Annotated in this window: 21 protein-coding genes; 13 read left to right on the top strand and 8 right to left on the bottom strand. The window is 69.4% G+C overall.

Annotated elements, in window-relative coordinates:
• The first annotated feature begins 4 nt into the window (after nucleotides 1-4).
• On the top strand, nucleotides 5-1,987 hold the full coding sequence (locus ACQPY0_RS17390) for an acetyl/propionyl/methylcrotonyl-CoA carboxylase subunit alpha (protein ID WP_432989993.1): 1,983 nt from the start codon (nucleotides 5-7) through the stop codon (nucleotides 1,985-1,987).
• A gap of 63 nt (nucleotides 1,988-2,050) precedes the next feature.
• Here ACQPY0_RS17390 and ACQPY0_RS17395 read toward each other — a convergent pair whose 3' ends face one another.
• Nucleotides 2,051-2,812 (bottom strand): IclR family transcriptional regulator, encoded by a 762-nt coding sequence (locus tag ACQPY0_RS17395; protein ID WP_432989995.1) that lies wholly within the window; start codon nucleotides 2,810-2,812, stop codon nucleotides 2,051-2,053.
• A 79-nt stretch (nucleotides 2,813-2,891) separates the two neighbouring features.
• On the opposite strand from ACQPY0_RS17395, the gene hutH reads away from it, so the two are divergent.
• The 3 genes from hutH to ACQPY0_RS17410 all read left to right on the top strand — a co-directional run bounded on the left by hutH (nucleotide 2,892) and on the right by ACQPY0_RS17410 (nucleotide 7,432).
• A complete protein-coding gene (gene hutH, locus ACQPY0_RS17400) occupies nucleotides 2,892-4,457 on the top strand; it encodes a histidine ammonia-lyase (protein ID WP_432989997.1) in 1,566 nt (521 codons plus the stop codon).
• A gap of 107 nt (nucleotides 4,458-4,564) precedes the next feature.
• Nucleotides 4,565-6,220 (top strand): urocanate hydratase, encoded by a 1,656-nt coding sequence (gene hutU, locus ACQPY0_RS17405; RefSeq protein ID WP_432989999.1) that lies wholly within the window; start codon nucleotides 4,565-4,567, stop codon nucleotides 6,218-6,220.
• Between the two features lie 9 nt (nucleotides 6,221-6,229).
• Nucleotides 6,230-7,432 (top strand): allantoate amidohydrolase, encoded by a 1,203-nt coding sequence (locus ACQPY0_RS17410; protein WP_432990001.1) that lies wholly within the window; start codon nucleotides 6,230-6,232, stop codon nucleotides 7,430-7,432.
• Between the two features lie 90 nt (nucleotides 7,433-7,522).
• On the opposite strand, the gene ACQPY0_RS17415 is transcribed toward ACQPY0_RS17410, so the two are convergent.
• The gene (locus ACQPY0_RS17415) at nucleotides 7,523-8,434 is read right to left on the bottom strand and encodes a LysR family transcriptional regulator (RefSeq protein WP_432990003.1); all 912 of its coding nucleotides are present in this window, start codon (nucleotides 8,432-8,434) and stop codon (nucleotides 7,523-7,525) included.
• A gap of 108 nt (nucleotides 8,435-8,542) precedes the next feature.
• Between ACQPY0_RS17415 and ACQPY0_RS17420 the strand changes: the two genes are divergently transcribed.
• From ACQPY0_RS17420 to ACQPY0_RS17430, 3 genes are read left to right on the top strand one after another with little or no spacing between them, the layout of a single operon-like run.
• Nucleotides 8,543-9,715, top strand: coding sequence for a Glu/Leu/Phe/Val family dehydrogenase (locus ACQPY0_RS17420; protein ID WP_432990006.1), 1,173 nt, complete (start codon nucleotides 8,543-8,545; stop codon nucleotides 9,713-9,715).
• 48 nt (nucleotides 9,716-9,763) lie between these two features.
• Nucleotides 9,764-11,980, top strand: coding sequence for a thiamine pyrophosphate-dependent enzyme (locus ACQPY0_RS17425; protein ID WP_432990008.1), 2,217 nt, complete (start codon nucleotides 9,764-9,766; stop codon nucleotides 11,978-11,980).
• A complete protein-coding gene (locus tag ACQPY0_RS17430) occupies nucleotides 11,977-13,152 on the top strand; it encodes an acyl-CoA dehydrogenase family protein (protein WP_432990011.1) in 1,176 nt (391 codons plus the stop codon). The genes ACQPY0_RS17425 and ACQPY0_RS17430 overlap by 4 nt, the downstream gene beginning before the upstream one ends.
• On the opposite strand, the gene ACQPY0_RS17435 is transcribed toward ACQPY0_RS17430, so the two are convergent.
• The 6 genes from ACQPY0_RS17435 to ACQPY0_RS17460 form a co-directional block, all read right to left on the bottom strand.
• Nucleotides 13,080-13,286 (bottom strand): FAD-dependent oxidoreductase, encoded by a 207-nt coding sequence (locus tag ACQPY0_RS17435; protein WP_432990014.1) that lies wholly within the window; start codon nucleotides 13,284-13,286, stop codon nucleotides 13,080-13,082. The genes ACQPY0_RS17430 and ACQPY0_RS17435 overlap by 73 nt on opposite strands.
• On the bottom strand, nucleotides 13,276-14,268 hold the full coding sequence (locus tag ACQPY0_RS17440) for an ornithine cyclodeaminase family protein (RefSeq protein WP_432990017.1): 993 nt from the start codon (nucleotides 14,266-14,268) through the stop codon (nucleotides 13,276-13,278). The genes ACQPY0_RS17435 and ACQPY0_RS17440 overlap by 11 nt, the downstream gene beginning before the upstream one ends.
• Nucleotides 14,265-14,945: a GntR family transcriptional regulator gene (locus ACQPY0_RS17445; RefSeq protein ID WP_432990019.1), complete on the bottom strand. Its 681-nt coding sequence runs from the start codon at nucleotides 14,943-14,945 to the stop codon at nucleotides 14,265-14,267. Before ACQPY0_RS17445 ends, ACQPY0_RS17440 begins: the two co-directional genes overlap by 4 nt.
• A gap of 83 nt (nucleotides 14,946-15,028) precedes the next feature.
• Complete coding sequence (locus ACQPY0_RS17450) at nucleotides 15,029-15,835, bottom strand: SDR family NAD(P)-dependent oxidoreductase (RefSeq protein WP_432990022.1); 807 nt, start codon at nucleotides 15,833-15,835, stop codon at nucleotides 15,029-15,031.
• Between the two features lie 26 nt (nucleotides 15,836-15,861).
• The gene (locus tag ACQPY0_RS17455) at nucleotides 15,862-16,662 is read right to left on the bottom strand and encodes a M55 family metallopeptidase (protein ID WP_432995283.1); all 801 of its coding nucleotides are present in this window, start codon (nucleotides 16,660-16,662) and stop codon (nucleotides 15,862-15,864) included.
• A 20-nt stretch (nucleotides 16,663-16,682) separates the two neighbouring features.
• A complete protein-coding gene (locus ACQPY0_RS17460) occupies nucleotides 16,683-17,573 on the bottom strand; it encodes a N(4)-(beta-N-acetylglucosaminyl)-L-asparaginase (RefSeq protein ID WP_432990025.1) in 891 nt (296 codons plus the stop codon).
• A 208-nt stretch (nucleotides 17,574-17,781) separates the two neighbouring features.
• Here ACQPY0_RS17460 and ACQPY0_RS17465 point away from each other — a divergent pair, with 208 nt between their 5' ends.
• The 6 genes from ACQPY0_RS17465 (at nucleotide 17,782) to ACQPY0_RS17490 (ending at nucleotide 25,508) form a co-directional block, all read left to right on the top strand.
• Nucleotides 17,782-18,723 carry a dipeptidase gene (locus tag ACQPY0_RS17465; protein ID WP_432990027.1) on the top strand — a complete coding sequence of 314 codons (942 nt, stop codon included), beginning with the start codon at nucleotides 17,782-17,784 and terminating at the stop codon, nucleotides 18,721-18,723.
• Nucleotides 18,720-20,087 (top strand): serine hydrolase domain-containing protein, encoded by a 1,368-nt coding sequence (locus tag ACQPY0_RS17470; RefSeq protein WP_432990030.1) that lies wholly within the window; start codon nucleotides 18,720-18,722, stop codon nucleotides 20,085-20,087. Before ACQPY0_RS17465 ends, ACQPY0_RS17470 begins: the two co-directional genes overlap by 4 nt.
• Nucleotides 20,088-20,180: 93 nt before the next feature.
• The gene (locus ACQPY0_RS17475) at nucleotides 20,181-21,737 is read left to right on the top strand and encodes an ABC transporter substrate-binding protein (protein ID WP_432990032.1); all 1,557 of its coding nucleotides are present in this window, start codon (nucleotides 20,181-20,183) and stop codon (nucleotides 21,735-21,737) included.
• A gap of 98 nt (nucleotides 21,738-21,835) precedes the next feature.
• Nucleotides 21,836-22,753 (top strand): ABC transporter permease, encoded by a 918-nt coding sequence (locus ACQPY0_RS17480; RefSeq protein WP_432990035.1) that lies wholly within the window; start codon nucleotides 21,836-21,838, stop codon nucleotides 22,751-22,753.
• Between the two features lie 2 nt (nucleotides 22,754-22,755).
• Nucleotides 22,756-23,619, top strand: a complete 864-nt coding sequence (locus tag ACQPY0_RS17485; RefSeq protein WP_432990037.1) for an ABC transporter permease — start codon at nucleotides 22,756-22,758, stop codon at nucleotides 23,617-23,619.
• 23 nt (nucleotides 23,620-23,642) lie between these two features.
• Nucleotides 23,643-25,508: a dipeptide ABC transporter ATP-binding protein gene (locus ACQPY0_RS17490; protein WP_432990039.1), complete on the top strand. Its 1,866-nt coding sequence runs from the start codon at nucleotides 23,643-23,645 to the stop codon at nucleotides 25,506-25,508.
• Nucleotides 25,509-25,523: the final 15 nt, after the last annotated feature.

Raw genomic sequence — 25,523 nt, forward strand, 5'->3', positions numbered from 1 at the left:
CCAGATGCCGACACCGCACTTTCAGACGCTGCTGGTGGCCAACCGCGGGGAGATTGCGCTGCGCGTCATCCGCGCCGCGCGCGCGTCAGGCCTCCGCACGGTTGCCGTCTACTCCGATGCCGACGCCCAGGCGCAACACGTGCTCGCGGCCGATACGGCCGTGCGGATCGGTCCCGCGCCGGCCGCCGAGTCATACCTCAACATCGCGGCACTGCTCGAGGCCGCCAGAAGATCCGGAGCAGACGCCGTACACCCGGGCTATGGGTTCCTGTCCGAACGATCAGCGTTCGCGCGCGCCTGCACCGATGCGGGCCTCACCTTCGTCGGTCCGCCTGCTGACGTGATCGACCTGCTCGGCCGCAAGGACTCCGCTCGCCGGGTCGCCATCGCCGCCGGCGTGCCGGTCATCCCCGCGGTCGAGGCCAGCGGCGGCCCCGGCCTCGCGCGGCGTGCCCTGGACGAGATCGGACTCCCGCTGCTGGTGAAGGCCGCGGCCGGGGGCGGAGGCAAGGGGATGCGGATCGTCCGTACGGCCGCCGAGTTGCCCGACGCCCTGGCGGCGGCGAAACGAGAGGCCGCCGCGGCCTTCGGCGACGACACGGTCCTGATCGAGCGGTACGTCGAACGCGGACGCCACGTCGAGGTGCAGATCATTGCCGACCACCACGGCAGTGTCTTGCACCTGTTCGAACGCGACTGCTCCAGCCAACGCCGCCACCAGAAAGTGCTCGAAGAAGCCCCCGCGCCGAAGATCTCCCGGCAGGTGCGCGACACGGTCACCGCTGCGGCGATCGCACTGGCACGACAAGCCGGCTACACCAACGCCGGCACCGTCGAGTTCCTGGTCGACGGGGAAGCGGCCTACCTGCTCGAAATGAACACCCGCCTTCAGGTCGAACACCCGGTGACGGAGCTCATTACCGGACGTGACCTGGTCGACCTGCAACTCCGCGTCGCGCAAGGTGACCCCCTACCCTTCACGCAGAACGACGTGACCGCGACCGGACATGCCATTGAGGTACGCGTCTACGCAGAAGACCCCGACAACGGCTTTCTGCCACAAGCCGGTACCGCGACCGCCGTCCGCTGGCCGGCGAGGGCCCGTGTCGACGCCGGGCTGGTCTCAGGACAAGCAGTCGGCACCTTCTACGACCCGATGCTCGGCAAAATCATCGTCCACGGCCACACTCGGGAGGCTGCCCGAACCGCGCTGATGGCCGCCCTCGACGAGACCGTCATCCTCGGACTCACCACCAACGTCGGCTTTCTCCGTCGGCTGGCCGGCTCCGACGCCTTCCGGGACGCCGAGATAGACACTGGTTGGCTCGACCGCAATATCGACGCGCTGCCGACGAGCGACTCCGCGCTCGCGATCTGCGCCGCCGCATGGTCGCTGATCGGTGGACCACCCGCACGTTCCGGAAGCGGCCCGTTCGACGTGCCCGACGGCTGGCGCATCGGCGGTACGGCGGCCCCGGTCGTCGTCTCGTTCGAGCACGGAACATCAACCAGGCTGGCCATCGTCGACCGCACCAACGGCATGGTCACGGCCGGGGAGCACAGCTGGTCGGTGCTCGAGATGCAACGCTGCGGGCCGGACCACGACGGACTCACCGACCTCGTGCTGCAGATCGATGGCGTGGTCGAACGATTCATTCTGAGCACCGCGCCGCCGGTTGTCACGGTCACGCACAATGCGTCCGTCACCGCGTTGCGATGCTCCGATCGAGCCGCCGCGCCGATCCAGGCCATCTCCGACGGGCACGTTGTCGCCCCGATGCCCGGCTCGATCAGCGTCGTCAACGTCGCCGAGACCGCGGTCGTCGCCACGGGGGAGATCCTCGGCATCTTGGAGGCGATGAAGATGGAGCTGGCGCTCAGGGCGCCGTTCGACGGAATCGTCACGCTGGTCAACGCGGCCGTCGGTGATCAGGTATCCCTCGGGAAGCGGCTGTTTGTGGTGACTCCTGATCCGGGAGGATCCTGATCCTGCCGACCGGTCAATCGCTTACCACGTCGCTGGCTCATGTAACAATCTGTCGTTGCAGTGTTACGCCCGGCCGCCGATGCGCCGGGTCAGGTCTGCGGCGGTACGGGTCACCAGGCGCGCCAGCTCACGGCGTTGGTCGTCGTCGACGTCATCGGCGGGGTAGGTGACGGCCACGGCGGCGACCGGGTGGCCGGTGTGGTCGACCACCGCCGTCGCCACCGACGAGAACTCCGGCGTGACGAGCCCTTCCTCGATGGCGTAGGTGCGCTGCCGGACGCGGATCAGCTCCGCGCGCAGCCGGGTCAGGCTGGTGACCCCGACGTCGTGTCGCTGCACGAACGCGTCCCGGTTCGGGAACAGGGCACGCACCTGGGCGGACGGAAGTGCCGCCAGCATCGCCAGGCCCGTTGCGGTCAACGAAGCCGGCAGCCGGACGCCGACGTCGGTGACGAGTGGGGGGCGGCCCGGTGCGCGTTCCTCGATCACGTAGAAGACCTCGCGGCCGTGGAGGATGGCCAGATGCGCGTTGTGCGAGCTGGTCTCGACGAGTCGGGTGAGCAGTGGCCGGGCGACCCGCTGCAACGGCGCCTGACGTGAGTACGCCGAGCCGAGGGCGAATGCCTCGACGCCCAGCCCGTAGCGCCGCTCCTCGGCCAGGTGCATGACGAACCCCTCGTCACGTAGCACCGCCAGCAGGTGGTAGACGGTGGACCGCGGGAGACCGAGCTCCCGGGCGATCGACGCCGCCGGCAGTGGGCCGGCGTGCCGAGCCAGCAGCTTGAGCAGGCTGATGGCATGCGCGGCGGCGGGGACGTTGGGCACGGGTCAAGTGTCTCAGATGCGAGACGGAACCCTATCAAGGGTCGTATGACCAGGGCCGGTTGTCCGGTCCAATAGGTGCATGGACGCAGACCACCAGGTCCACGCCGGCGACGTCGTCACCGTGGGCATCGACGCACTGAGCATCGTCGACGTCGTCGCCGTCGCCCGCCACGACGCACCCGTCGAGATCTCAGCCGCCGCCCTGGCCGAGATCCGCAAGAGTCGCGAGGTGATCGAGGCGCTGGCCGACGACGTCGTGCCGCACTACGGCGTATCCACCGGCTTCGGCGCGCTGGCTACCCGGCACATCCCCGTCGAGCTCCGCACGCAGCTGCAGTCCAGCCTGGTCCGCAGCCACGCGGCCGGTTCCGGCCCCGAGGTGGAGCGCGAGGTCGTCCGTGCCCTCATGCTGCTGCGACTGTCCACTTTGGCGACGGGCCGCACCGGGGTACGCGAGGAGACCGCCATGGCGTACGCCCAACTGCTCAACGCCGGCATTACCCCCGTCGTCCACGAGTACGGCAGCCTCGGCTGCTCCGGCGACCTGGCGCCGCTGGCGCACTGTGCCCTCGCCGTGATGGGGGAGGGCACCGTGCGCGACGCCTCGGGGGAGCCGCGCGACGCCGCCGACGCGCTGCGCGAGGCCGGCATCACCCCGGTCACGCTGGCCGAGAAGGAGGGCCTGGCTCTGATCAATGGCACCGACGGCATGCTCGGAATGTTGGTGCTCGCGATCACCGACCTGCGACACCTGCTCAAGGTCGCCGACCTGACCGCGGCGATGAGCGTGGAAGGCCTACTGGGAACCGACGCGGTGTTCGCCCCGCAATTGCAGGCGCTGCGTCCCCACCCCGGTCAGGCCGCATCGGCGGCCAACCTGCGGGCGGTGCTCGCCGAAAGCCCGATCATGGCAAGTCACCGCGACCCCGGCTGCACCCGGGTGCAGGACGCGTACTCGCTGCGCTGCGCTCCCCAGGTCGCCGGCGGCGCCCGCGACACGATCGTGCACGCGGCCCTGGTCGCGTCCCGTGAACTCGCCGCTGCGGTGGACAACCCCGTCGTTACCCTCGACGGGCGGGTGTCCTCCAACGGCAACTTCCACGGCGCGCCGATCGCGTACGTCATCGATTTCCTGGCCATCGTCGCCGCCGATGTCGCCTCGATGGCGGAGCGCCGCACCGACCGGTTCCTCGACGTGGCCCGCAACCACGGGCTCAACGCCTTCCTCGCCGGCGACCCCGGCGTCGACTCCGGTTACATGATCGCCCAGTACACCCAGGCAGCCCTCGTCTCCGAACTCAAGCGCCTCGCCGCGCCTGCCAGCGTCGACTCGATCCCCAGCTCGGCGATGCAGGAGGACCACGTGTCGATGGGCTGGTCCGGCGCCCGCAAGCTGCGCCGCGCCGTGGACGCCCTGACCCGCGTGCTCGCCATCGAACTGCTGACGGCCGCCCGGGGCATCGAGCTGCGGGCGCCGCTTGCGCCCGCACCCGCCACCGGCGCGGTCATCGACGCCCTGCGGCAGGTGGTAGCCGGTCCCGGCGTGGACCGTTTCCTCGCTCCGGAGATCGAAGCCGCCGTGCAGTTCGTCGCGACGGGTGCCGCCCTGCGCGCCGCCGAGGCGGTAACCGGCGCGTTCCGGTAGCCACCGCACGCCTGTCACATCCCGCGTCGGTGACCTCCGCCGTCGCGAACGTTCTGCCGCGCTCGGGCCGCTGCAGTTGATCGCCCATCACACCGAGGAGAATCGTCATGGAAGGTGCACGCCCGGTCCGTGCGGCGCGCGGCACGACCCTCACCGCGAAGTCGTGGGCCACGGAGGGCCCACTGCGGATGCTGATGAACAACCTGGATCCGGAGAACGCCGAGCGCCCCGACGACCTGGTGGTCTACGGCGGCACCGGCCGGGCGGCCCGGGACTGGAAGTCCTTCGAGGCGATGGTCCGCACGTTGACCACGTTGGACCGGGACGAGACCCTGCTGGTGCAGTCCGGCCGGCCGGTCGGCGTCATGCGCACCCATGAGTGGGCGCCGCGGGTGATCCTGGCCAACTCCAACCTCGTGGGGGACTGGGCCACCTGGCCGGAGTTCCGCCGCCTCGAGCGCCTCGGTCTCACGATGTACGGCCAGATGACGGCGGGCTCGTGGATCTACATCGGAACCCAGGGCATCGTGCAGGGCACGTACGAGACGTTCTCGGCCGTGGCCGCGAAACGCTTCAACGGTACCCTGGCCGGCACGCTGACCCTGACCGGCGGCTGTGGGGGCATGGGCGGTGCGCAGCCGCTCGCGGTGACCCTCAACGGCGGCGTCTGCCTCATTGTCGACGTGGACCGCGAAAGGCTCGACCGCCGCGTCCAGCACCGGTACCTCGACGAGGTCGCCGAGGACATCGGCGACGCGATCGAGAAGGTATTGCGGGCCAAGGCGGAGCGCCGGGCGCTCTCGGTCGGTCTCGTCGGCAACTGCGCCGAGGTGTTCCCGGAACTGCTGCGCCGGGGTGTCGACGTCGACATCGTCACCGACCAGACGAGCGCTCACGACCCGCTGTCGTACCTGCCTGAGGGCGTGTCGGTCGAGGAGTGGCGCGACTACGCGGTGGCTGAGCCCGAGGAGTTCACCGCCCGGGCTCGCGCGTCCATGGCCAAGCACGTCCAGGCCATGGTGGAGTTCCAGGATGCCGGCGCCGAGGTCTTCGACTACGGCAACTCGATCCGCGACGAGGCACGGCTGGGCGGGTACGACCGCGCGTTCGCCTTCCCGGGTTTCGTGCCTGCCTACATCCGCCCGCTGTTCTGCGAGGGCAAAGGCCCGTTTCGCTGGGCCGCGCTGTCGGGCAACCCGGCCGACATCCATGCCACCGACCGTGCCGTGATGGACCTGTTCCCCGACAACGACCGGCTGCAGCGGTGGATGCGCGGCGCCCAGGAGAAGATCGCGTTCCAGGGCCTGCCCGCGCGCATCTGCTGGCTGGGCTACGGTGAACGGGACCGGGCCGGCCTGAAGTTCAATGAGATGGTGGCCTCGGGAGCGCTGGAGGCGCCGATCGTCATCGGGCGCGACCACCTGGACGCCGGCTCGGTGGCCTCGCCGTACCGGGAGACGGAGTCGATGCTCGACGGCTCGGATGCGATCGCCGACTGGCCGCTGCTCAACGCCCTCGTCAACACCGCATCGGGTGCCTCGTGGGTGTCGATCCACCACGGCGGCGGCGTCGGTATCGGCCGGTCGATCCATGCCGGCCAGGTCTCGGTGGCCGACGGAACCACCCTGGCGGCGGAGAAACTCTCGCGCGTGCTGACCAACGACCCGGGCATGGGTGTGATCCGCCACGTCGACGCCGGCTACGAGCGTGCCGAGCAGATCGCCGAGGAGCGCGGCGTGCGGATCCCGATGCGGGAGAGCTGAGCCGACGCGATGACCTTCGAGAGCATGTGGGCGGCGATCGAGCCGCTGGGCCGCGACGCGGGCACCGGCGGCTACCGCCGGTACGCCTGGACCGCTTGTGATCATGAGCTGCGCGAGTGGTTCGGCCAGGAGTGCCGGGCCCGGGGGCTGGACCTCACCACCGACCGGATGGGCAACCAGTGGGCGTGGTGGGGCGATCCGGACGCGGCCGTCGCCGCCGGCGATCCCGGTATCGTCATCGGGTCGCATCTGGACTCGGTGCCCGACGGGGGCGCCTTCGACGGGCCGCTCGGCGTGGTCAGCGCGTTGGCCGCGGCCGACGCCCTGCGGGCACAGGGCTTCCAGCCCGCCCGGCCCATCGGCGTGGTCAACTTCGTCGACGAGGAGGGGGCCCGCTTCGGGGTCGCGTGTGCCGGTTCGCGGGTCATCACCGGGGCCCTCGACGCCGACCGGGCGCGCGGGCTGACCGACGCGGATGGCGTGACCATGGCCGAGGCGATGCGCCGGGCGGGTCGTGACCCTGCGGCACTCGGGCCGGACGCCGAGGCGCTTCGCCGGATCGGGGCGTTCATCGAACTGCACGTGGAACAGGGCCGCGGCCTGGTCGACCTGGGTCAGCCGATCGCCGTCGCCACCGATATCTGGCCGCACGGCCGCTGGCGCCTCGACTTCCCCGGCACCGCCAACCACGCCGGCACCACCCGGCTCGAGGACCGCCATGACGCGATGCTCGGGTACGCGGAGGCGGTGCTCACCGCCCGCAGCGCCGCGGCCCGGCACGGATGCGTCGCGACGATTGGGAAGGTGACCGTGCGACCCGGCGGCGTCAACGCCATAGCGAGTCACGTGACCGGATGGCTCGACGCCCGCGGGCCGGTCGAGGCGGCGGTGCGCGGCACCGTCGAGGACATCGCCAGGGTGGCGGCGGGACACGGGGCCACGCTCACCGAGGAGTCCTGGACCCCGACCACGGCGTTCGACGCGGCCCTGTCCGACCGGCTGTCGAAACTGCTCGGCGAGCACGTCCCACGCCTGGGGACCGGCGCCGGTCACGACGCCGGCATCCTCGCCACGGCCGGTATTCCGACCGCGATGCTGTTCGTGCGCAACCCTACCGGCGTCTCACACTCACCGGAGGAGTTCGCCGAACGCGACGACTGCCACGCCGGAGTGGCCGCGCTGGCCCGCGCCGTGCGGGAGCTGGCCGGATGACCGCGACACAGCGCTGCCCCGGAGGCAGCGCTGTGATCGATCGGGTTGGTGATGAGCCGGCATGGTTCCGGTGCGCGTCGAACCGCGATGTCAGCGACGCCGGGATCGTGCGGACTGCCGGAGCGCCGTGACGGCCGGCTCCACCACCGGGTCGCGGCGGTCGGACCGGTACAGGGCCAACACCTGGCGCGAGGCGGGCTCGGCGGCCGGCCCGAGGACCTGGCGTAGCTCAAGGCCGTCGTTGACGCCGCGGGCGAGCGCCGGCACGACCGCGACCCCGAGGCCCGCCCGCACGAGTTCGCGAACCACGTTGTAGTCGTTGCTGCGGAAGGCGATGCGCGGACTGAACCCGGCATCGGCGCAAAGGCGCACCAGGTTGCGCGAGCCGGCGGAGCCTTCCTTGCTCGCGATCCACTGCTCGTCGCCGAGATCGGCGAGGCCCCAATCGGCGTGGGCCGCGACCGGGTGCGCCCGGCTGATCATGATCATGAGCGGGTCGTCCTGCAGCGGTACCGCCGTGAGCCCGGCCGGCCACGACCGCGGGACGAGCGGGTACTGGTACACGACGGCGATGTCGATCGCCCCGCTGAGCAGCGCGGGCAGCAGCTCGTCCGGCTCACCCTCGTCCAGCAGGACCGCCACCTCGGGGTGGCGGCGCAGCAGCCGGGCCAGCGCCCCCGGGACGATGCTGGCACCGGCGGTGGGGAAGCTCCCGAGGTGGATGACGCCCGCCGCCCCCGCGGCGAGCGCCCGGGCATCGCGTTCCACGGACTCCAGTTGGCTCAGCAGGCCGGCGCTGCGCCCGGCCAGCCGATGGGCGGCCGCTGTGGGACGGGCGCTGTGCGGTCCCCGCTCGAACAGCGCCACGCCCGCCGCCCGTTCCAAGGCGCTCATCTGCTGCGACACGGCCGAGGCCGTGTATCCCAGCGACTCCGCGGCCGCGGCGAAGGACCCACTCTGCACCACCTCCGCGAGCGTGCGCAGATGGTGCACGTTCAGCATAAGCACACCTTACGCTCACCAGGTCGAGATCGTCGGCTCCGAGTCTTCCCCGAACCCGCCGGAGACTGAGAGCGTGGCCGGACGAGCAGTACCGTTGGAGGCTGGACGATGCGCGACGGAAGTACCGGCGACATGCTCGCCGAGATGGACGAGTGGGGCCCGGAGAAGGTGGTCTGCGTTCAGGATCAGCGGCTGGGCATGCGCGGGGTGCTGGTCATCGACAACACCGCGCGGGGGATGGGCAAGGGGGGCACCCGGATGAGCCCGACGCTCACCGTCACCGAGGTGGCCCGCCTGGCCCGCACGATGACGTGGAAGTGGGCCGCCGTGGACCTGCTGTTCGGCGGGGCCAAGGCCGGCATCCGGGCCGATCCGGCGTCGGCGGACAAGGAGCAGATCCTCCGCTCATTCGTGCGGCGCCTGCACAACGAGGTTCCGCGGGAGTACGTGTTCGGACTCGACATGGGCCTGACCGAGAACGACGCCGCGATCGTGGCCGACGAGCTGGGCCGGGCGGCGGCCGTCGGGACCCCGGCCGAGCTCGGCGGCCTGCCCTACGACGAGCTGGGCATCACCGGCTACGGCGTGGCCGAGGCCGCCGACGCCGCCTGTACGCGGCTGGGCCGCCCGCTCGCCGGTGCCCGGGTCGCCATCCAGGGCTTCGGCGCGGTCGGCCGGGCCGCGGCGCGCCGTCTGGTCGAACTGGGCGCCGCCGTGGTGGCCGTCTCCACCGTCCGGGGCGGCGTGTATCGCGCCGACGGACTGGACGTGGCCGCATTGCTGGCCGACGCCGCCAAGCTGGGCGACGCCTGCGTGGACGGCCGGGCCGATGCCACGCCGCTGCCCGCGCAGGACGTGCTCTACGTCGCCACCGACGTGCTCATCCCGGCCGCGGTACAGGATGTCCTGCACGGCCGGGACGCCGAACGGGTACAGGCCACGCTGGTGGTCGAGGGGGCCAACCTCCCCACCACCGCGCAGGCGCAAGCCGAACTGGCCCGGCGCGGCGTCACCGTCGTTCCGGACATGATCGCCAACGCCGGCGGCGCTATCGCCGCCGCGTATGCCATGGACGCACGGACGTCGTCCTTCCCGCCCGACCCGCGGGTCGCGCACACCATGGCGGCGCAGAAGATCCGGGCGAACACCGAACTGGTGCTCGACCTGGCGGCAGAGCAGGCGATCACGCCGCACCAGGCCGCGCGCAATCTCGCGCAGAGCCGGGTCCGCCGGGCGATGGTCCTGAAGGGACGGATCCGGGCGGGCGCTGATGTCGGCTGACGAGGACCGGCTTCGCGCCGGCTGGCCTGAGGCACCCGGAGCCCATCGATGACCGACTCTGTTGACGAGCACTTCGTCCGGCAGGTCACGTCGTGGACGAGCGAGCCGGACGGCGCCGACCGCCCGGACGGCGACCGTGCGGCCGCGTCGCCCGACGTGCTGTGGGCCTACTTCGATGCGCAGGTGCAGAGCCGCCATCTCGACTTCGCGGCGCGCTGGTTGCAGGAGCAGGGCGAGGGCTTCTACACCATCGGCTCGGCCGGGCACGAGAGCAACGCCGCGGTCGCCATGGCGTTGCGCCCCACCGACCCGGCTCTGCTGCACTACCGGTCCGGCGGGTTCTTCGCGGCCAGGGCCCGTCAGGTTCCGGGATCGACGCCGATCGCCGACGTGCTGCGCGGCCTGATGGCGGTGGCCGACGATCCGATCTCCGGTGGGCGGCACAAGGTCTTCGGCCATCCCGCCTACGGCATCATCCCCCAGACCTCGACGATCGGCTCGCACCTGCCGCGGGCCGTCGGGCTGGCGTTCTCGATCTGCCGGGCCGCGGCGCTCGGCGTCACGCCTCGGTGGCCGGCCGACTCGGTCGTCGTCACCAGCTTCGGTGACGCCTCGGCCAACCATTCGACCACGGTCGGTGCGCTGAACGCGGCGGCCTGGTGCACGCACCAGGGACTGCCCGTGCCCCTGCTGATCGTCTGCGAGGACAACGGCATCGGCATCAGCACCAAGTCGCCGCCCGGCTGGATGGAGCACGCGCTGGCCCGCTACCCGGGCATCCGGTACGCCAGTGTCGACGGGACCGAGCCGGAGCTGACGCTGGCCATGGCCCGCGACGTCTCCGCGGCGGTTCGGGCCGAGCGGCGCCCGGCGATCCTCCACCTGAAGACGGTGCGGTACATGGGACACGCCGGCTCCGACGCAGAGCTTGCCTACCGGTCGCGAACCGAGATCGTCCACGACTACGCCCGTGACCCGCTGCTGGCCACGGCTCGCCGTCTCGTTCAGCGCCGGCTCGCAACGCCGACCGGCATCCTGGAGCGGTACGAGGCCACCCGCGCCGAGGTGATGTCCCAAGCCAGTGCGCTGCTCGGTGGGAAACGGCTGGACGACGCGGCGCAGGTCATGGCCCCGATCGCGTTCCCGCCCGTCGCCGCCACCGCGCCGCCCCGCCGGCCGCTCGACGCGCCGGCGCCCGACGGCGAGCCGACCGCGACGCTGGCCCAGGCCATCAACGCGGCCCTCGCCGACGTGCTCACCGAGCGGGCCGAGGCGGTGGTCTTCGGTGAGGACGTCGCCGCGAAGGGCGGCGTCTACGGGATTACCCGGGGCTTACGGAAACGCTTCGGCAGCGGCCGGGTCTTCGACACCATCCTGGACGAGCAGAGCATTCTCGGCGCCGCGCTCGGCGCCGCGCTGTCGGGCCTGCTGCCGATACCGGAGATCCAGTACCTGGCGTACCTGCACAACGCGGAGGACCAGCTGCGCGGTGAGGCGGCCAGCCTGGCCTTCTTCTCCAACGGTCAGTTCCGCAACGGTCTGGTCGTGCGGATCGCCGGGCTCGCCTACCAGCGCGGGTTCGGCGGTCACTTCCACAACGACAACTCCGTCGCCGTCCTGCGCGACATCCCGGGCGTCGTGATCGCCGTGGCAAGCCATCCTTCCGAGGCCGGGGAACTCCTGCGCACCTGCGTCGCCCTGGCTCGCGACGAGGGCCGGGTGTGCGTCTTCCTCGAACCGATCGCCCTCTATCACACCCGCGACCTGCATCGGCCCGGCGACAACCGCTGGACCGTGGCGCGCTCGGCGGCGCCGGTCTCGCCGGGCGGCGACGCGTTCGGCCGGGTCAGTCTGCACGGCTCGGGCCGCGACCTGCTGATCGTCACCTTCGGCAACGGCCTGCCGATGAGCCTGCGGGTCGCGGGGCGCCTCGCGGAGCAGTCGATCCACTGCACCGTCCTCGACCTGCGTTGGCTGGCACCGCTGCCGGCCGCCGACATCGTGGCGGAAGCACGGCGGTTCACCCGGGTGCTGGTCGTCGACGAAACGCGCCGCGCCGGTGGCGTGTCCGAGGCCGTGGTCGCCGAGCTCAACGACAACGGGTACCAGGGCCGCGTCGCCCGGGTCAACAGCGACGACTCCTTCATCCCCCTCGGACCAGCGGCCAATGCGGTCCTGCTGTCCGAACCGCAGATCCTCGCGGCGGCCCGCAGCCTGTGTGCCGAGTCCCCGAACACGCTTCTGGTCGAGAGGAACACGACATGACGAGCCCACTCGCGCTGTTCGGCGCCGAGACGCTGATCTCCCCCGAAGACGCGGCCATTCGGGATGTCGTACGGCAGTTCGTCGCCGACCGCATCCGCCCGGGGATCGCCGATTGGTACGAGGCCGGCGCCCTGCCGGCCCGCGAGCTCGCCAAGGAGCTCGGCACCCTGGGCGTGCTCGGCATGCACCTCGAGGGCTACGGCTGCGCCGGCACCAGCGCCACCGCGTACGGGCTCGCCTGCCTCGAGCTCGAGGCCGGCGACTCCGGCCTGCGCTCGCTCGTGTCGGTGCAGGGCTCGCTCGCGATGTTCGCCATCCACCGGTTCGGCTCGCCGGAGCAGAAGGACGCCTGGCTGCCCCGCATGGCGGCCGGCGAGGCCGTCGGCTGCTTCGGCCTCACGGAACCCGACTTCGGCTCGAACCCCGCCGGCATGCGTACCACGGCTCGCCGGGCCGGGCCGCAGGAAGGCGCGGACTGGGTGCTGAACGGAAACAAGATGTGGATCACCAACGGCAGCATCGCGGACGTGGCCGTCGTGTGGGCGAAGACGCCGGACGGCATCCGCGGGTTCGTGATACCGACCGGCACGCCCGGATTCTCGGCGCCGGAGATCAGGCGGAAGATGTCGCTACGCGCGTCGGTGACCAGCGAGCTCGTGCTGGACGAGGTGCGGCTGCCCGCCTCCGCGATGCTGCCCGGCGCCCGGGGCCTGTCCGGGCCTTTGTCATGCCTCAACGAGGCCAGGTACGGCATCGTCTTCGGCGCGCTCGGCGCCGCACGGGACTGCCTCGAGACGGCCCTCGCCTACGCCGGCGACCGGGAGATCTTCGGTCGTCCCCTGGCCGCCTTCCAGGCGACGCAGCTCAAGCTCGCCGACATGACCCTCGAGCTGGGCAAGGGCATGCTGCTCGCGCTGCACCTCGGCCGGCTCAAGGACTCCGGAGACCTCCGGGCCGAGCAGGTCAGTCTCGGCAAGCTCAACAACGTCCGCGAGGCCATCGCCATCGCCCGCGAGTGCCGCACCATCCTCGGCGCGGCGGGAATCACGCACGAGTTCCCGATCATGCGGCACGCGAACAACCTGGAGTCCGTACTGACCTACGAGGGCACCGCGGAAATCCACCAGCTGACGATCGGACGGGCTCTGACCGGACACAGCGCGTTCCGGTGATTCGCCCAGGAGCTCCCAGCGCCCACTGTCTCCTTCTCCAGCACGGTCACCTCGAAACCGGCCGGCTGGAGGAACCAGGCCGTGCAGAGCCCGACGATCCCGCCTCCCACGACGACGCCCCGGCTATCGGTCATCGCCGAGGCCCGGGTCGAGCAACTGCGCGACGGCGAGATCGGACACCGCCATGCCTACCGACTTGAACACCGTCTGTCCGCAACGCTGCTGCGGCTGGGCGAGCGCGGCCGCCAGCGAGCGCAGCTGGTCGGGGCGGAGGGCGCCGACGCGGATCGCGGCGATGATCTCGCCGGCCTCGGCGAGGCAACCGCGTACGTCGTCGACGACGATGTCGGTCGCTCGGGCGAGCAGATCAGTGGGCAGCTCGGCCATGTCGGCACGGTAGGACCCGATAGCGTTGACGTGGACCTCGCTCGCCAAGGACGCGGCGTCGAACAGCGGCCTCGTGGACGCCGTCGCACAGCAGACGACCTGCGCGGTCGACACGGCCTCGTCGGCGTCGCGGATCACCTCGAAGGTGACACCGGGAGTGCTCGCGCTGAGATCAGCGGCCATGCGCTCAGCGCGCTCGATCGTGCGATTCCAGATACGCACCTCGCTGATCGGGCGCACCAGGCGGATCGCCGCCAGCTGCTCGCCGGCCTGGTGGCCGGCGCCCAGGATCGTGAGTCTGGTCGCGCCGGGGGGCGCGAGCACGTCTGTCGCGAGACTGACCATGGCGGCGGTGCGCAGGAGGGTGAGCCCGGCCGCGTCAGCACTCCAGACCGCTTTGCCCGAGCCGTCGAGCCAGAGGATGAGGCCGTCGACAGTCGGCAGCCGGGCCGATTCGGTGTCGGCGTGCGCGCTGATCCGCAGCACCTTCACTATCGCGTGTCCGTCGACGGAGCTCCGGGCGGCCATCACGAGGAGCCGTCCGTCTCCCAGGGACAGGCGCAGGGGCTGTTCGATGACGCCGTCCGCGCTGGCCATCACCGCCTCGCGTACGGCCGCGCAGGCCGCACTGAGCGAGACCTGCGCTCGTACGGAGGGCGACGTGAGGAACGCAAGGGTGGCTGGCTGACCGATCGCCTGAACGTTGCTGATAGCACTGCCTTCTTTCACTGCGGGCTCTCGTCACGGCCCGCCCAGAGGCCACGCGTGTGCATCAAGTGCCTCCTCATCAGATCCGAGGCTGCATCGGGTTTGCCGGCCTCGATGAGATCGAGGAGCTCCGGGTGCTCATGAGCGGAGTGCAGGAACGCGGGTGAACCGGCGACCTGTTGAAGACCGTAGAGGCGCACCTGGTCGCGCAGCAGGCCCACGGTCTTGACGAGTCGTGCGTTGCCGGTGAGCTCCAGGATCCCCAGGTGAAGGTCACGGTCCCGCGCGACGAAGTTGACCATGTCGCCCTGCACCGCGAACTCGGTGGTCTCCGCGGCTATCTCCCGTAGCGCCGTCAGGTCCGGTGTCGGGTCCATCGCCGCGACCCGCGCGACTCCGGGCAGCTCCAGCATCATGCGCAACTCCATCAGCTCGTCGAGGTCGGCGTCGGTGAGCGTCACGACACGGAATCCCCGGTTGCGCACCATCTCGACGAGTTCGTCCCGGGCGAGGTCCAGCAGTGCTTCGCGAACCGGCGTGATCGAGACGGCGAGCTGGTTTGCGACGGACCCGATCGAGTGGAGGTCGCCCGCGCGCAGCGCGCCGGAGATGATCAACGCTCGGAGGGCCTGGCCGCACTGGTCCCGAAGGGGAATGCGGGCGACCTCGGACAGCCCCGGGATCGAACGTGTGGTCATGCCAAGCCTCTCTGAATCGATGGTCTGTGGCCGAGTGCAGGTTGCCGCCGGCTCAACCTGAGCGATGTCATGGCTCCCGCCGTTCAGTTGCTCGCATCGCCATAGTTGAACGTTGTCAGGCAGCCGCCATCTACGGCAAGGATCGATCCGGTCATGAATGTGGACGAGTCCGACGCGAGGAACAATGCGACGTCGGCTACCTCCTGCACGGTGCCCTGCCGCCCGAGCGGTTGTCGTGCGGCCGCCCGTTCCCGGATCTCAGTGGCGAGCGTGAACTGCTCCGGGGTCAGGGTGGGTCCACGCCGGCCCAGCCCGGTGTCGATGTATCCGGGACAGATCGCGTTCACACGCACGCCCTCAGGGCCGTAATCGACAGCCAGTTGACGGGTCAGGTTGATGATCGCGGCCTTCGAGGAGCAGTAGGCCGCCGCCAGCGGAGCCCCGACCAGGCCGTACGTCGATGCGATGTTGACAACGGCGCCGCCGTGCTTCGAGGACATCAGATGAGGCAAGGCGTACTTCGTGCAGTTGAATGTGCCACCGATGTTGACCGCGAGCACGCGCGCGAAGTCTTCAGGCTCGACCTCGTGCAATCGCGCCTTGGTGCCGCCGACGCCCGCATTGTTGACGATGATGTCCATCCCGCCGAAGCTGCCCACTGCGCGTTCGACGATTCCCTCCACCTGCTTGGGTTCGGCGATGTTCACCTGATCGAAGATGGCGGCGCCGCCGCCGGCCGCGATCTCACGTGCGGTGCGCTCCGCGTCGTCACCGAGGACGTCGACCACGACCACGTTCGCTCCAGCCCGGCCCAGCGTGGTCGCGATCGCCCTGCCGATCCCGTTGCCGGCCCCGGTGACCATCGCGGTGCGTCCGGCGAGTTGCGTCATCACGATCCTTTCGGAGCGGGCCGGCGTCATTCGACCAACCCGCGACAGAGCAGCACTACCGTGACGAAGCAGCGGTAGAGCGTGAGGGGATCCTCGGCGCGCAGGATCGCTGTGTGCGAACCCGTGCGTTCGACCCCCGCCACGCGGGCCGCGAGCTCGCAGTAGTCGGAGGTGTGGAAGGCGATGTCGATTGTCAAAGGAGCCGTGAACTGCGGTGGTGTTGCCGCCTCAGCATCGGACACGGCGCGATATGCGGCCTCGCGGATGAGGTCTCGAGCCGACTCGGGGTGCAGGGACTCGGCCGCGAAGCGACTCACCGACCGTTTCACGACCGCCGCCCGCACCCCCGGCGCGAAGGAAGCGGTCTCCACGGCGGTGGCCTCGTCCCCCGTCACGAGAACGATCGGCACGCCGTGCGCCGCAGCGACCAGCGCGTTGACTCCCGACTCGCCCGCGATGACTCCGTTGATGCGCACCTCCGCGATCGCCGGCCGGAAGTAGGTGTGTGACAGGGCCGACCCGGTCGCGCTCATGGAGCCGTGGTAAGCGATCAGGAACACCGCGTCGAAGGAAGCGTCGAGCCCTTCCATCATGTACATAGGCTTGTATCGACCGGAGAGGTACCGAGCGTTGCCGGCGAGCGAGTCCGGTTTGATGTTGCTCATCTTGGAGTGGGCGTCGTTGACGACAAACTCCGTGGCACCCGCCGCCATCGCGCCTTCGATCGCGGCGTTGATCTCGCCGGTCAGCAACTGCGTGAAGTACTCGTATCGGGGGCCGCCGGCACTGACCTGTTCCCAGTCGACCACCCCGGCCACCCCCTCCATGTCGGAGGAAACGAACACCTTCACAGCATTGTCCTGGGATGGAGCTCGGGTCCGGTGGAGGACTCGGTCATGACGGCGTAGTACCCGCCGGCCTTGCCCGCCGCGGCTCCGTGGCGACCGTCCGGCGTAAGCGCCAGGCAGCGCAGCTCCGCTCGGAAGTCATCGGGCAGTGTCGCGGCATCCTCGAGCATGTGGCGACAGGCCTTGTCGGGGTCCAGGCCACGCGCCAGCGCGCTCACGACAGTGTGAGCGCCCACGGCACGCATGCTCAGCTCGCCACGGCCGGTGCAGGCCGCTCCGCCGTACCGGATGTCGGCGTAGTTGCCGGCGCCGGGGAGCGCCGAATCCCCGACGCGTCCCGGGTACTTCCACGGGTATCCACTGGTCGAGACGCCGACAACCAGTTCTCCGGCGCGGTCCAGTGCCAGGATGTCGATGGTTCCCCAGGGGCCGTCGGGCGGGTTGAGTCTGTGCACGAGCTGCAGAGCCGTCTGTCGATACTGGGCGTCGCCCTTCTGCGCCGGGGTGGCCTCGCCCTCGACCGAGTCGGTCGAGGGCTTCAGTCCGGAGACGAAGAGGGCTTTGGCTTCCTCGGTGAGCAGCTCGGCCTTCTGAAAGCCGTTCTCGTCAGCGAACCGCTCGGCGCCTTCGCCCACCAGGAGGCAGTGCTGCGGTAAGCGCTCCAACACGCGTCGGGCGATCGAGATGGGGTTGGGGTAGGAACGCACGGCACCGACGGCACCGAACCGGCGCGTGGAGCCGACCATGATCGAGGCGTCCAGCTCGACGATGCCCATGGCATTGGGCAGGCCGCCGGTGCCGACGTAGTGGTCCGCGAGATTGTCCTCGCACAGGATCAGGCCCGCCTCAACAGCATCGAGCGCCGATCCGCCCGCGGCGAGGATCTCCATCGCGCGTGGGAGTCCGACCTCACTGCGCTCGCTGCCGATCACTACCGGTTGCACGGGATTCCTTGTCGTCCTCGGTGTTGCGCCGGCGGATCCTCGCGATGCCTCGGTAGCCGGTATTCGCAGAACCCTTGACGTGGTGCCAGTAAGGTATTACACCTTAGGCCTCGAAGCAACAGCGTGGTGGAGAACACAGGAAGAGGGAGCCGCTGTGATCGTCGACGGAACCTGCACGCCGGACCAGTGGTGGTCCGGCTACCAGGACTGGATCGAGGGCGGCTTCACTGCCTGCGTGCTGAGCGTCGGCGGTGGAAGCGCGCCGGACTCCGCGGTCGCGGCGCTGGGCGAGGTCCACCGACGCCTCCGCGAGACTGACCGCCTCCAGCTGGTGCTGACCGCGGCTGAGATGCGTCACGCGGCCGCGCGACGACAGCTCGCGGTCCTCCTGCACTTCCAGACCACGCACCTGCTGGGCGAGAACCCCGATCTGGTGGAGGTGTTCTGGCGACTCGGGGTGCGGATGTTCGGTCTGGCGTACAACCGGACCAGCCCGGTCGCCGGTGGGGCGCTCGACCCGGTCGACGAAGGCTTGAGCACAGTCGGGCGGCGCATGATCGCCGAGATGAACCGACTGGGCATCCTGGTTGATTTCGCCCACACCGGCTGGCGCTCCTGCGCCCAGGCGCTGGAGCTGTCATCGGGGCCTTGCGTCGCGTCGCACTCGAACGCGCATGCCGTGCACGCCCACCCGCGCAACCTGCCCGACTCGGTCATCAAGGGCATCGCGGCATCAGGGGGAATCGTGGGAATGAACGGGTTCCCCGCTTTCGTCTCCAGCGACGCCGCACCCACGCTCGATCAGTTCATCGACCACATGGTCCACGTCGACAGCCTCGTCGGCCCTGGTCATGTCGGCCTGGGGCTGGACTACTGCACGATCACCTCGGCCGACTACGAGGAGATGATCGACAGCGGGGACTGGACCACCGACGACTACCCGCCACCGCCGTGGAACTACCCGCAAGGCATCGAGAATCCGCGGTCGATCGATGCGCTCGCCCGGCGGATGAGTGCGCGAGGGTATGCCGAGCAGGAGATCAACGGCATCCTCGGAGCGAACTGGATGCGCGTGTTCGAGTTGGCGTTCCCATGAGCGGCCGTCCCGTGCACGCCGGCGGTGAGCTGGATCCCGACCTGATCGAGCAGGCACGGCTTGCCATGTCGCGCGGCGACGTCCCGGGCATGGCGATCGGTGTCCTGCACGACGGTGCCGCCGCGAGCGTCGGACTCGGGGTCACCAACATCGAGCATCCCCTTCCCGTCACCGGCGACACGCTGTTCCAGATCGGCTCGATCACCAAGACCTTCACCGTCACGGCCCTGCTTCAGCAGCTCGAGCAGGGACGCATCGATCTGGACGATCCCATCCGCCGGTTCATTCCCGACTTCGCCGTCCGAGACGCCGACGTGTCAGCAAAGGTCACTCTGCGCGACTGCATGACCCACTCGTGCGGATGGGAGGGGGAGTTCTTCGCCAACACGGGCTGGGGCGACGATGCGCTGGCCGCGATGGTCGGCCGCATGTCCGAGCTGCCCCAGACGACGCCGATCGGGCAGATGTGGTCCTACAACAATGCCGCGTTCTATCCGCTGGGTCGCGTGCTCGAGGTCGTGGAAGGAGCGCCTTTCGAGCAGGTGATCCGTCGCTCGATCCTGGAACCGCTCGGTCTGGATGGCGCATGCTTCTTCGCCCATGAGCTCCTGCACCGCAGCTTCGCCGTAGGTCATACCCGCCGTGACGGGCGCACGATGATCGCGCGTCCCTGGGCGATGCCACGCAGCTCGAATCCGGTCGGCGGGATCGTCGCCAGCGTCGAACACGTGTTGTCCTACGCGCGTTTCCAGCTCGAAGGCGGCACCATCCTCGGTGACAGCCTTCGCCTCGCGGCCCAGCGGCCCAGCGGTCCGGCGGCGGACACTGCGAGCGTCGGACTGGGGTGGTGGCTCGCCGGAGACGGTGCGGACCGGGTGGTCGAGCACGGCGGGGGCGCGAACGGCCAGCCGGCCCTGCTCGCGATGCTGCCGGGGCGCTCCTTCGCGATCGCCGTACTCACCAACGGCAGCGGCGGCTGGCTGGCTGCGCACGAACTGCTCGCGTGGGTCAAGCAGGCGTACTTCGGCATCGAGGATGCGCACGCCACACGATTGCCGGACAGTTCGATCGAGGATTGCACCGGCGTGTACGAGACCATGCTCGACCGCTATGAGATCCGCGAGGACGACAGTGGCCGGACCCTGCGCGGAAGCGTGCTGGGGGACTGGCTGGAGGACATGGACCCACCGACTTCCGCAGAGCCCTGGGTCGTTGCGATCGAGCGAGCCGCCGGCGACACGCTGCTCATGTCGCCCGGGACCGCTTCCGAGCAGGAGGCGAGCCTGCTGCGACGCAGCGACGGCACCGTCGGCTGGTTACGACTTCACCGCCGCGCGGTGCTCCGCGTCCACCAGGCGGGCTGACCGATGTCCATCACGCGGTGCGGTACCCACTTTTCAAGAAGAAGGCAGAAACACATGACAAAGCGATCTGGCATCACCGCCGCCGCCATAGCCGTGGCTGTCCTCGCGGCAGGCTGTTCGAACGACGACGGCGCGCCGGGTGATGGAGCGTCGAAGTCTCGGCCCATCGCCAAGCTGACCCTCGGATCGACCCCGGTGTCGACCCTCGACTACACCAAGAACAATGCGGGATACGGATCGGGCGTGGGCAGTCTGGCGCTTGAACCACTGCTGGTGCTGGGCACCGACGGCAAGATCAAGCCGTGGCTCGCGGAGTCGTGGAGCCAGCCCGATGCCACGACGTACGTCTACCAGCTCCGCAAGGGCGTGAAGTTCACCGACGGCAACGAGCTGAAGGCGAGCGATGCGGCGTTCTCGCTCAACTACTACCGCCAGCCCGGTTCGACCAACGCCTACAACTTTCCCTCGACGCTGACGAGCATCACGGCAACCGAGCCCTACACGCTGACGATCAAGTTCAGTGAGCCGAACGCCGCATGGGCGTCGGCGCCCACTCGGGCGGCCATGGGCATCTTCGAGCAGAGCCATTTCGAGGCGCACAAGGAAACGTTCGGGAATCCCGGAACGGCGGTCGTCGGGACCGGACCGTGGAAGGTCGACTCGTTCAATCCGACGGCAGGCGCCGAGCTGTCGAAGAACGCGACCTATTGGGGCGGGCCCGTCAACATCGACCGGATCGCTGTCAAGTTCTTCTCGAATGAGACGAGCCAGGCGATCGCGTTCCGCGCACACGAGATCGACATGGCCTTCCCGTTCGACAACCGCTCGTTCGCATCCACCGCCGGAACCAAGATCCTGACGGCTCCCGGCCCCGGCGACCAGGGCAACTTCAGCATGAACGTCCTCCAGGCACCCTGGGACGACGTCCACGTGCGGCGCGCGGTGGCCTACGCCTTGGACAAGGAGTCCTTGATCAAGGCGTACGGCGGGTACGCCCAGCCGCTGGACACGCTGATCTCGCCCGGGCTGCTCGCACAGCTCGGGAGCAAGAACGACGTCGACGCCACGCTCGCGAAGCTGACGGACTACCCGTTCGATCTCGGCAAGGCAAAGGCCGAGATGGCGCAGTCGAAGTATCCGAACGGAGCAGACGCGACCCTGTCGGTCTCGGACTCGGGTCAGACCTTCGCGACGACGAGCCAGGCGATCGCCGCACAGCTCAAGGAGATCGGGATCCGCGTGAAGCTCGACGTGCAGACGTCGGCAGCCAACTCCGCCGAGGTCACCGGTGCGGACCGCAAGGCGATTCGAGCCGGTTTCAGCGTATGGGGTGCCGTGTCCGCCGATCCGGGTGAGGCGTTCGGCTACAGCATCGGCAGTGCCAATGCCACCCAGGGCAACTGGAACGCCACCAACTGGGGCACGCCGCAGGCCGACGCGCTCATCGCCGGTGGAATGCGGGAAAGCGACCCTTCCAAGCGGCTCGCGATCTATGGCGACCTGCTGCAGGACTTCGCCGTGGACGTGCCGTTCGTTCCGCTGTTCCTGATCGATGCGACTGCCGCGCTGTCCCCGGAGTACACCTGGGCCCACTTCGACGGGTTCTGGCGCTTCCGTGGCCCCTGGGCACTGGAGATCGGGAAGGCCTAGTGAGTCAAGCGATTCTCAGCACCAACGAGGTCGAGGTCGTTCCGCCGGCGCGCCGGCGGAACGGCCGATGGGGACTGGTGGTGTTCATCGTTCGCCGGTTGGCCGTTCTGGTGCTGCTGCTCCTGGTGATCTCGTTCGCCGTCTTCTCGCTCATCCACCTGGCGCCCGGCAGCCCGATCGACGCTCTGCTGGGTCCCCATCCGCGCACGCCCGAGGCCGTCGCCGCCCTCACTGAGCGCTATCACTTGGATGAGCCGTTTCTGCAGCAGTACTGGCACTGGCTCGGCAACGCCGTGCGGCTGGACTTCGGCAGTTCCATCCAGACCTCCCTGCCCGTGACCGACGAGATCGGTTCTCGTGCTACGACCACGCTCCTGCTGGGTCTGTACGCATTCGTGCTCACCCTGGTCCTCGGAGTCGGTCTGGGGATCCTCGCCGCGCTGAAGCAAGGATCAGCGGTTGACCGCGGTACGGTCGCCGGCGTCGTGGTCGCGCTGTCGACGCCCACCTTCGTGCTGGCCGTGTTCCTCTTGTACCTCTTCGCCGTCCGCCTGGGCTGGTTCCCCGCGTTCGGCAAGGGGGAAGGCTTCCTCGACGGTCTGTGGCACCTGACTCTCCCGGCCCTGGCGCTCGCCCTCGGCGGATGCGCCTTCGTCGTCAAGCACACGAGGTCAGCGCTGATCGGAGTCCTCGACCAGGACTACATCATGTTCGCGAAAGCTCGTGGCCTGGCGTATCGCCGCGTGCTGTTCTCCTACGCGTTGAAGAACGCCCTGATCCCGGTCATCACCATCAGCGGGCTGATCTTCTCCGGGCTGATCATCGGTGCCGTCCTCATTGAGGTGATCTTCTCCGTGCAGGGTCTCGGACAGCTGCTGGTCCAGTCGGCGACGGCCAAGGACCTGCCGGTCATCCAAGGCGTCACGTTGCTGACCGCGACAGTCATCATGCTGACGGCGTTGGTGACTGATCTGGTCTACATGCTGGTGGATCCGAGAATCCGGGTGGGAGCCTGAGCATGAACCTGCAGCGCACGGAACTCGGCTCCGGGCCTACGCGCAAGCGCCGCCGACCGAGGCTCACCATCGTGACGGTCTCGATCGTGGTCATCGGCATCGTCGTCCTGCTGGTGCTGTTCGGACCTCTTCTCGCGCCCCAGGACCCAGCCGCGCAGGACCTCGCCGACATCAACGCCGGGCCGTCGAGCGCGCATCTGCTGGGCACCGACGTGCTCGGACGCGACACATTCTCGCGGTTGATCGTCGGCGCGCGCTCGGCGTTCATCGGGCCCCTGCTCATCGCCCTCGGTTCCATGATCATCGGCAACGTGCTCGGCCTGGTCTCCGGGTATCGTGGCGGCCGCGTGGATGCGGTGATCATGCGCTGGGCGGACTTCATGTGGTCCATCCCGACGTTGTTGGTCCTGATCGTCGTGGCGTCCGCGGTCGGAGCGAGCTACTGGCTGGCAGTGGGCCTGATGATCGCGCTCACGGCGCCCTTCGACACGCGCGTGATTCGCGGAGCGACGCTGGAGCAGGTGCCGCGGCCATATGTGGAGTCCGCCAAGGTCCTGGGCGTCTCGGACCGGCGCATCATGGTGCACCACATCTGGCCGAACGTGTCCGCCACCGCTGTGGCCAATACCTTTCTCGTCTTCGCGAGTTCTGTCGGCGTCCTTGCCGCGCTCTCCTTCCTGGGGCTGGGGGTCGCGCCCGGCACGCCCGACTGGGGCTTGATGCTCGCCGAGAACGAGAGCCTGCTCTTCAGCCAACCTCTGGCCGCGCTCGCACCGGGTCTCATGCTGGCACTGACCGCGACGGCGATGAACCTGGTGGGCGACTGGATCTACGAGCGCATGTCGAACCGAGGCATGTCGCGTTGAGGGCGGCGAAGGGTGTGGGTGGCGTGAACACTTCGATCAAGGCGACGTCGTCGCAGGCACCGTTGCTCGCGGTGAAGGACCTCACGGTGCAGCGGCGTTCCGGCGAGAGCGTGCAGGCGATCGTTTCGTCGGTCAACCTCACCGTCGGCTCCGGTGAGGCCATCGGCATCGTCGGTGAGTCCGGCAGCGGAAAGTCGGTCACCGCTCGTGCCATCGCGGGCCTGCTTCCCCGTGGGCTGCGTGCGACCGGCAGCGTTGAACTCGATGGCAGCGAACTTCTCGGACTTTCCGAACGCGAGTGGCGTCGATCGGTTCGAGGCACCGAGATCGGCCTGATCATGCAGGACCCGTTCACGATGCTGAACCCGATCATGCGCTGTGGCGACATCGTCGCGGAGTCGCTGCAACCCGAACGGCACCGGACCCGGCGTCAGGGCCGTGAGGAGGCCGTGCGCCGGTTGGCAGAGGTGGGCATCACCGATCCGAGCGTCGCCGATCGCTATCCGTTCCAGCTCTCCGGCGGCATGAGGCAGCGCGTGGGCATCGCGGCGGCGTTGGCCCGAGATCCTCGGCTACTCATCGCGGACGAGCCTTCCACTGCCCTTGACGTCACGACTCAGCGGGACATTCTCGCGCTCATCAAGCGGATCCAGGCCGCCCGCGGGATGGGACTCATCCTGATCACCCATGACCTGCGGGTGGCGTTCTCGATGTGTGACCGCGCATACGTGCTGTACGCGGGAAGCGTGCTCGAGCAGGGGCCGGCGGACCAGCTCGACACGGCACCACTTCACCCCTACAGTCAGGCGCTGCTGCTCTCGGAGCCGCCCATCGATCGGCGCCTGCACAAGCTCGTGTCGATCGCCGGATCGGTTCCGAGCCCGGACACGATCCCGCATGGCTGCGTGTTCGGCCCCCGCTGCACCTGGGCCGAGGCGGCCTGCGGGCAGGCAGCGCCGGCATTGGTCGAGGTAGAGCCGGGCCGCGAGTCCGCGTGCCTGCGAATCCTTGCCATCCGGCCCGAGATGCAGGACCAGCGTCGCGAGATCGAGCAACCGCACCCACCGGTCGAACCAGCCGCCGGAAAGCCCGTCGTCGCGGTCCGCGCTCTGTCGAAGGTGTACGGCACCGGTGTCAAAGCCTGTGACGACGTCTCCATCGAGGTCAGGGCCAACGAGAGCATCGGCATCGTCGGCGAGTCCGGGTCGGGCAAGACGAGCCTCGCGCGGATGCTCGTCGGACTCGAAGAGCCGACCGGGGGCTCCATCGTGATCGACGGGATCGAGGTCACGAGTTGGCAGCGGGTCAAGCGGGCGGACCGTCAACGCATCCGCAGCACCGTCCAGATCGTGTTCCAGGACCCGTACTCGAGCCTCAACCCGATGCGAACCGTCGGCTGGACCCTGCGGGAAGCCGTGCTCACGCACCGACCCGAAACCGTTGACGCCGACAAGGAAGTGGCCCGCCTGCTGGATGAGGTCGGTCTGGAACCGAACGTCGCGCAGCGCCGTCCCGGTGGACTCTCCGGCGGTATGCGGCAGCGGGTCGCCATTGCCAGGGCACTGGCCACTCGGCCGCGGCTGCTCATCTGCGACGAGTCGGTGTCCGCGCTCGACGTCTCCGTGCAGGCGCAGGTCCTCAACCTGCTCGGTCGGCTCCGCGACGAGCGCGGCATCGGCTACGTCTTCATCACCCACGACCTGGCCGTGGTTCGGCAGGTGACCGAGCGGGTGTACGTGATGCATCGTGGCCGCGTGGTCGAGTCGGGACCGACCGATCGAGTCATCGACGCACCCAAGGACCCGTACACCGCGAAGCTGCTTGCGTCGGCCCCGCGGGGCGACGCCGGATGGCTCACCGAGCCCACGGCCGGCAGCGGGCCGGCATGACAACGGGGCGACTGC

The organism is Dactylosporangium sp. CA-233914 (assembly GCF_050942935.1).
Lineage (GTDB): Bacteria > Actinomycetota > Actinomycetes > Mycobacteriales > Micromonosporaceae > Dactylosporangium.

Excerpts from the sequence above, each read along its gene's own strand:
- ACQPY0_RS17410 (WP_432990001.1), top strand. The coding sequence starts at position 6,230 with ATGACCTTCGAGAGCATGTGGGCGGCGATCGAGCCGCTGGGCCGCGAC.
- hutU (WP_432989999.1), top strand. The coding sequence starts at position 4,565 with ATGGAAGGTGCACGCCCGGTCCGTGCGGCGCGCGGCACGACCCTCACC.
- ACQPY0_RS17470 (WP_432990030.1), top strand. The coding sequence starts at position 18,720 with ATGAGCGGCCGTCCCGTGCACGCCGGCGGTGAGCTGGATCCCGACCTG.
- hutH (WP_432989997.1), top strand. The coding sequence starts at position 2,892 with ATGGACGCAGACCACCAGGTCCACGCCGGCGACGTCGTCACCGTGGGC.
- ACQPY0_RS17425 (WP_432990008.1), top strand. The coding sequence starts at position 9,764 with ATGACCGACTCTGTTGACGAGCACTTCGTCCGGCAGGTCACGTCGTGG.
- ACQPY0_RS17415 (WP_432990003.1), bottom strand. The coding sequence starts at position 8,434 with ATGCTGAACGTGCACCATCTGCGCACGCTCGCGGAGGTGGTGCAGAGT.
- ACQPY0_RS17390 (WP_432989993.1), top strand. The coding sequence starts at position 5 with ATGCCGACACCGCACTTTCAGACGCTGCTGGTGGCCAACCGCGGGGAG.
- ACQPY0_RS17485 (WP_432990037.1), top strand. The coding sequence starts at position 22,756 with ATGAACCTGCAGCGCACGGAACTCGGCTCCGGGCCTACGCGCAAGCGC.
- ACQPY0_RS17460 (WP_432990025.1), bottom strand. The coding sequence starts at position 17,573 with ATGGAGATCCTCGCCGCGGGCGGATCGGCGCTCGATGCTGTTGAGGCG.
- ACQPY0_RS17445 (WP_432990019.1), bottom strand. The coding sequence starts at position 14,945 with ATGACCACACGTTCGATCCCGGGGCTGTCCGAGGTCGCCCGCATTCCC.
- ACQPY0_RS17435 (WP_432990014.1), bottom strand. The coding sequence starts at position 13,286 with ATGACCGATAGCCGGGGCGTCGTCGTGGGAGGCGGGATCGTCGGGCTC.
- ACQPY0_RS17420 (WP_432990006.1), top strand. The coding sequence starts at position 8,543 with ATGCGCGACGGAAGTACCGGCGACATGCTCGCCGAGATGGACGAGTGG.
- ACQPY0_RS17430 (WP_432990011.1), top strand. The coding sequence starts at position 11,977 with ATGACGAGCCCACTCGCGCTGTTCGGCGCCGAGACGCTGATCTCCCCC.
- ACQPY0_RS17455 (WP_432995283.1), bottom strand. The coding sequence starts at position 16,662 with ATGGAGGGGGTGGCCGGGGTGGTCGACTGGGAACAGGTCAGTGCCGGC.
- ACQPY0_RS17450 (WP_432990022.1), bottom strand. The coding sequence starts at position 15,835 with ATGACGCAACTCGCCGGACGCACCGCGATGGTCACCGGGGCCGGCAAC.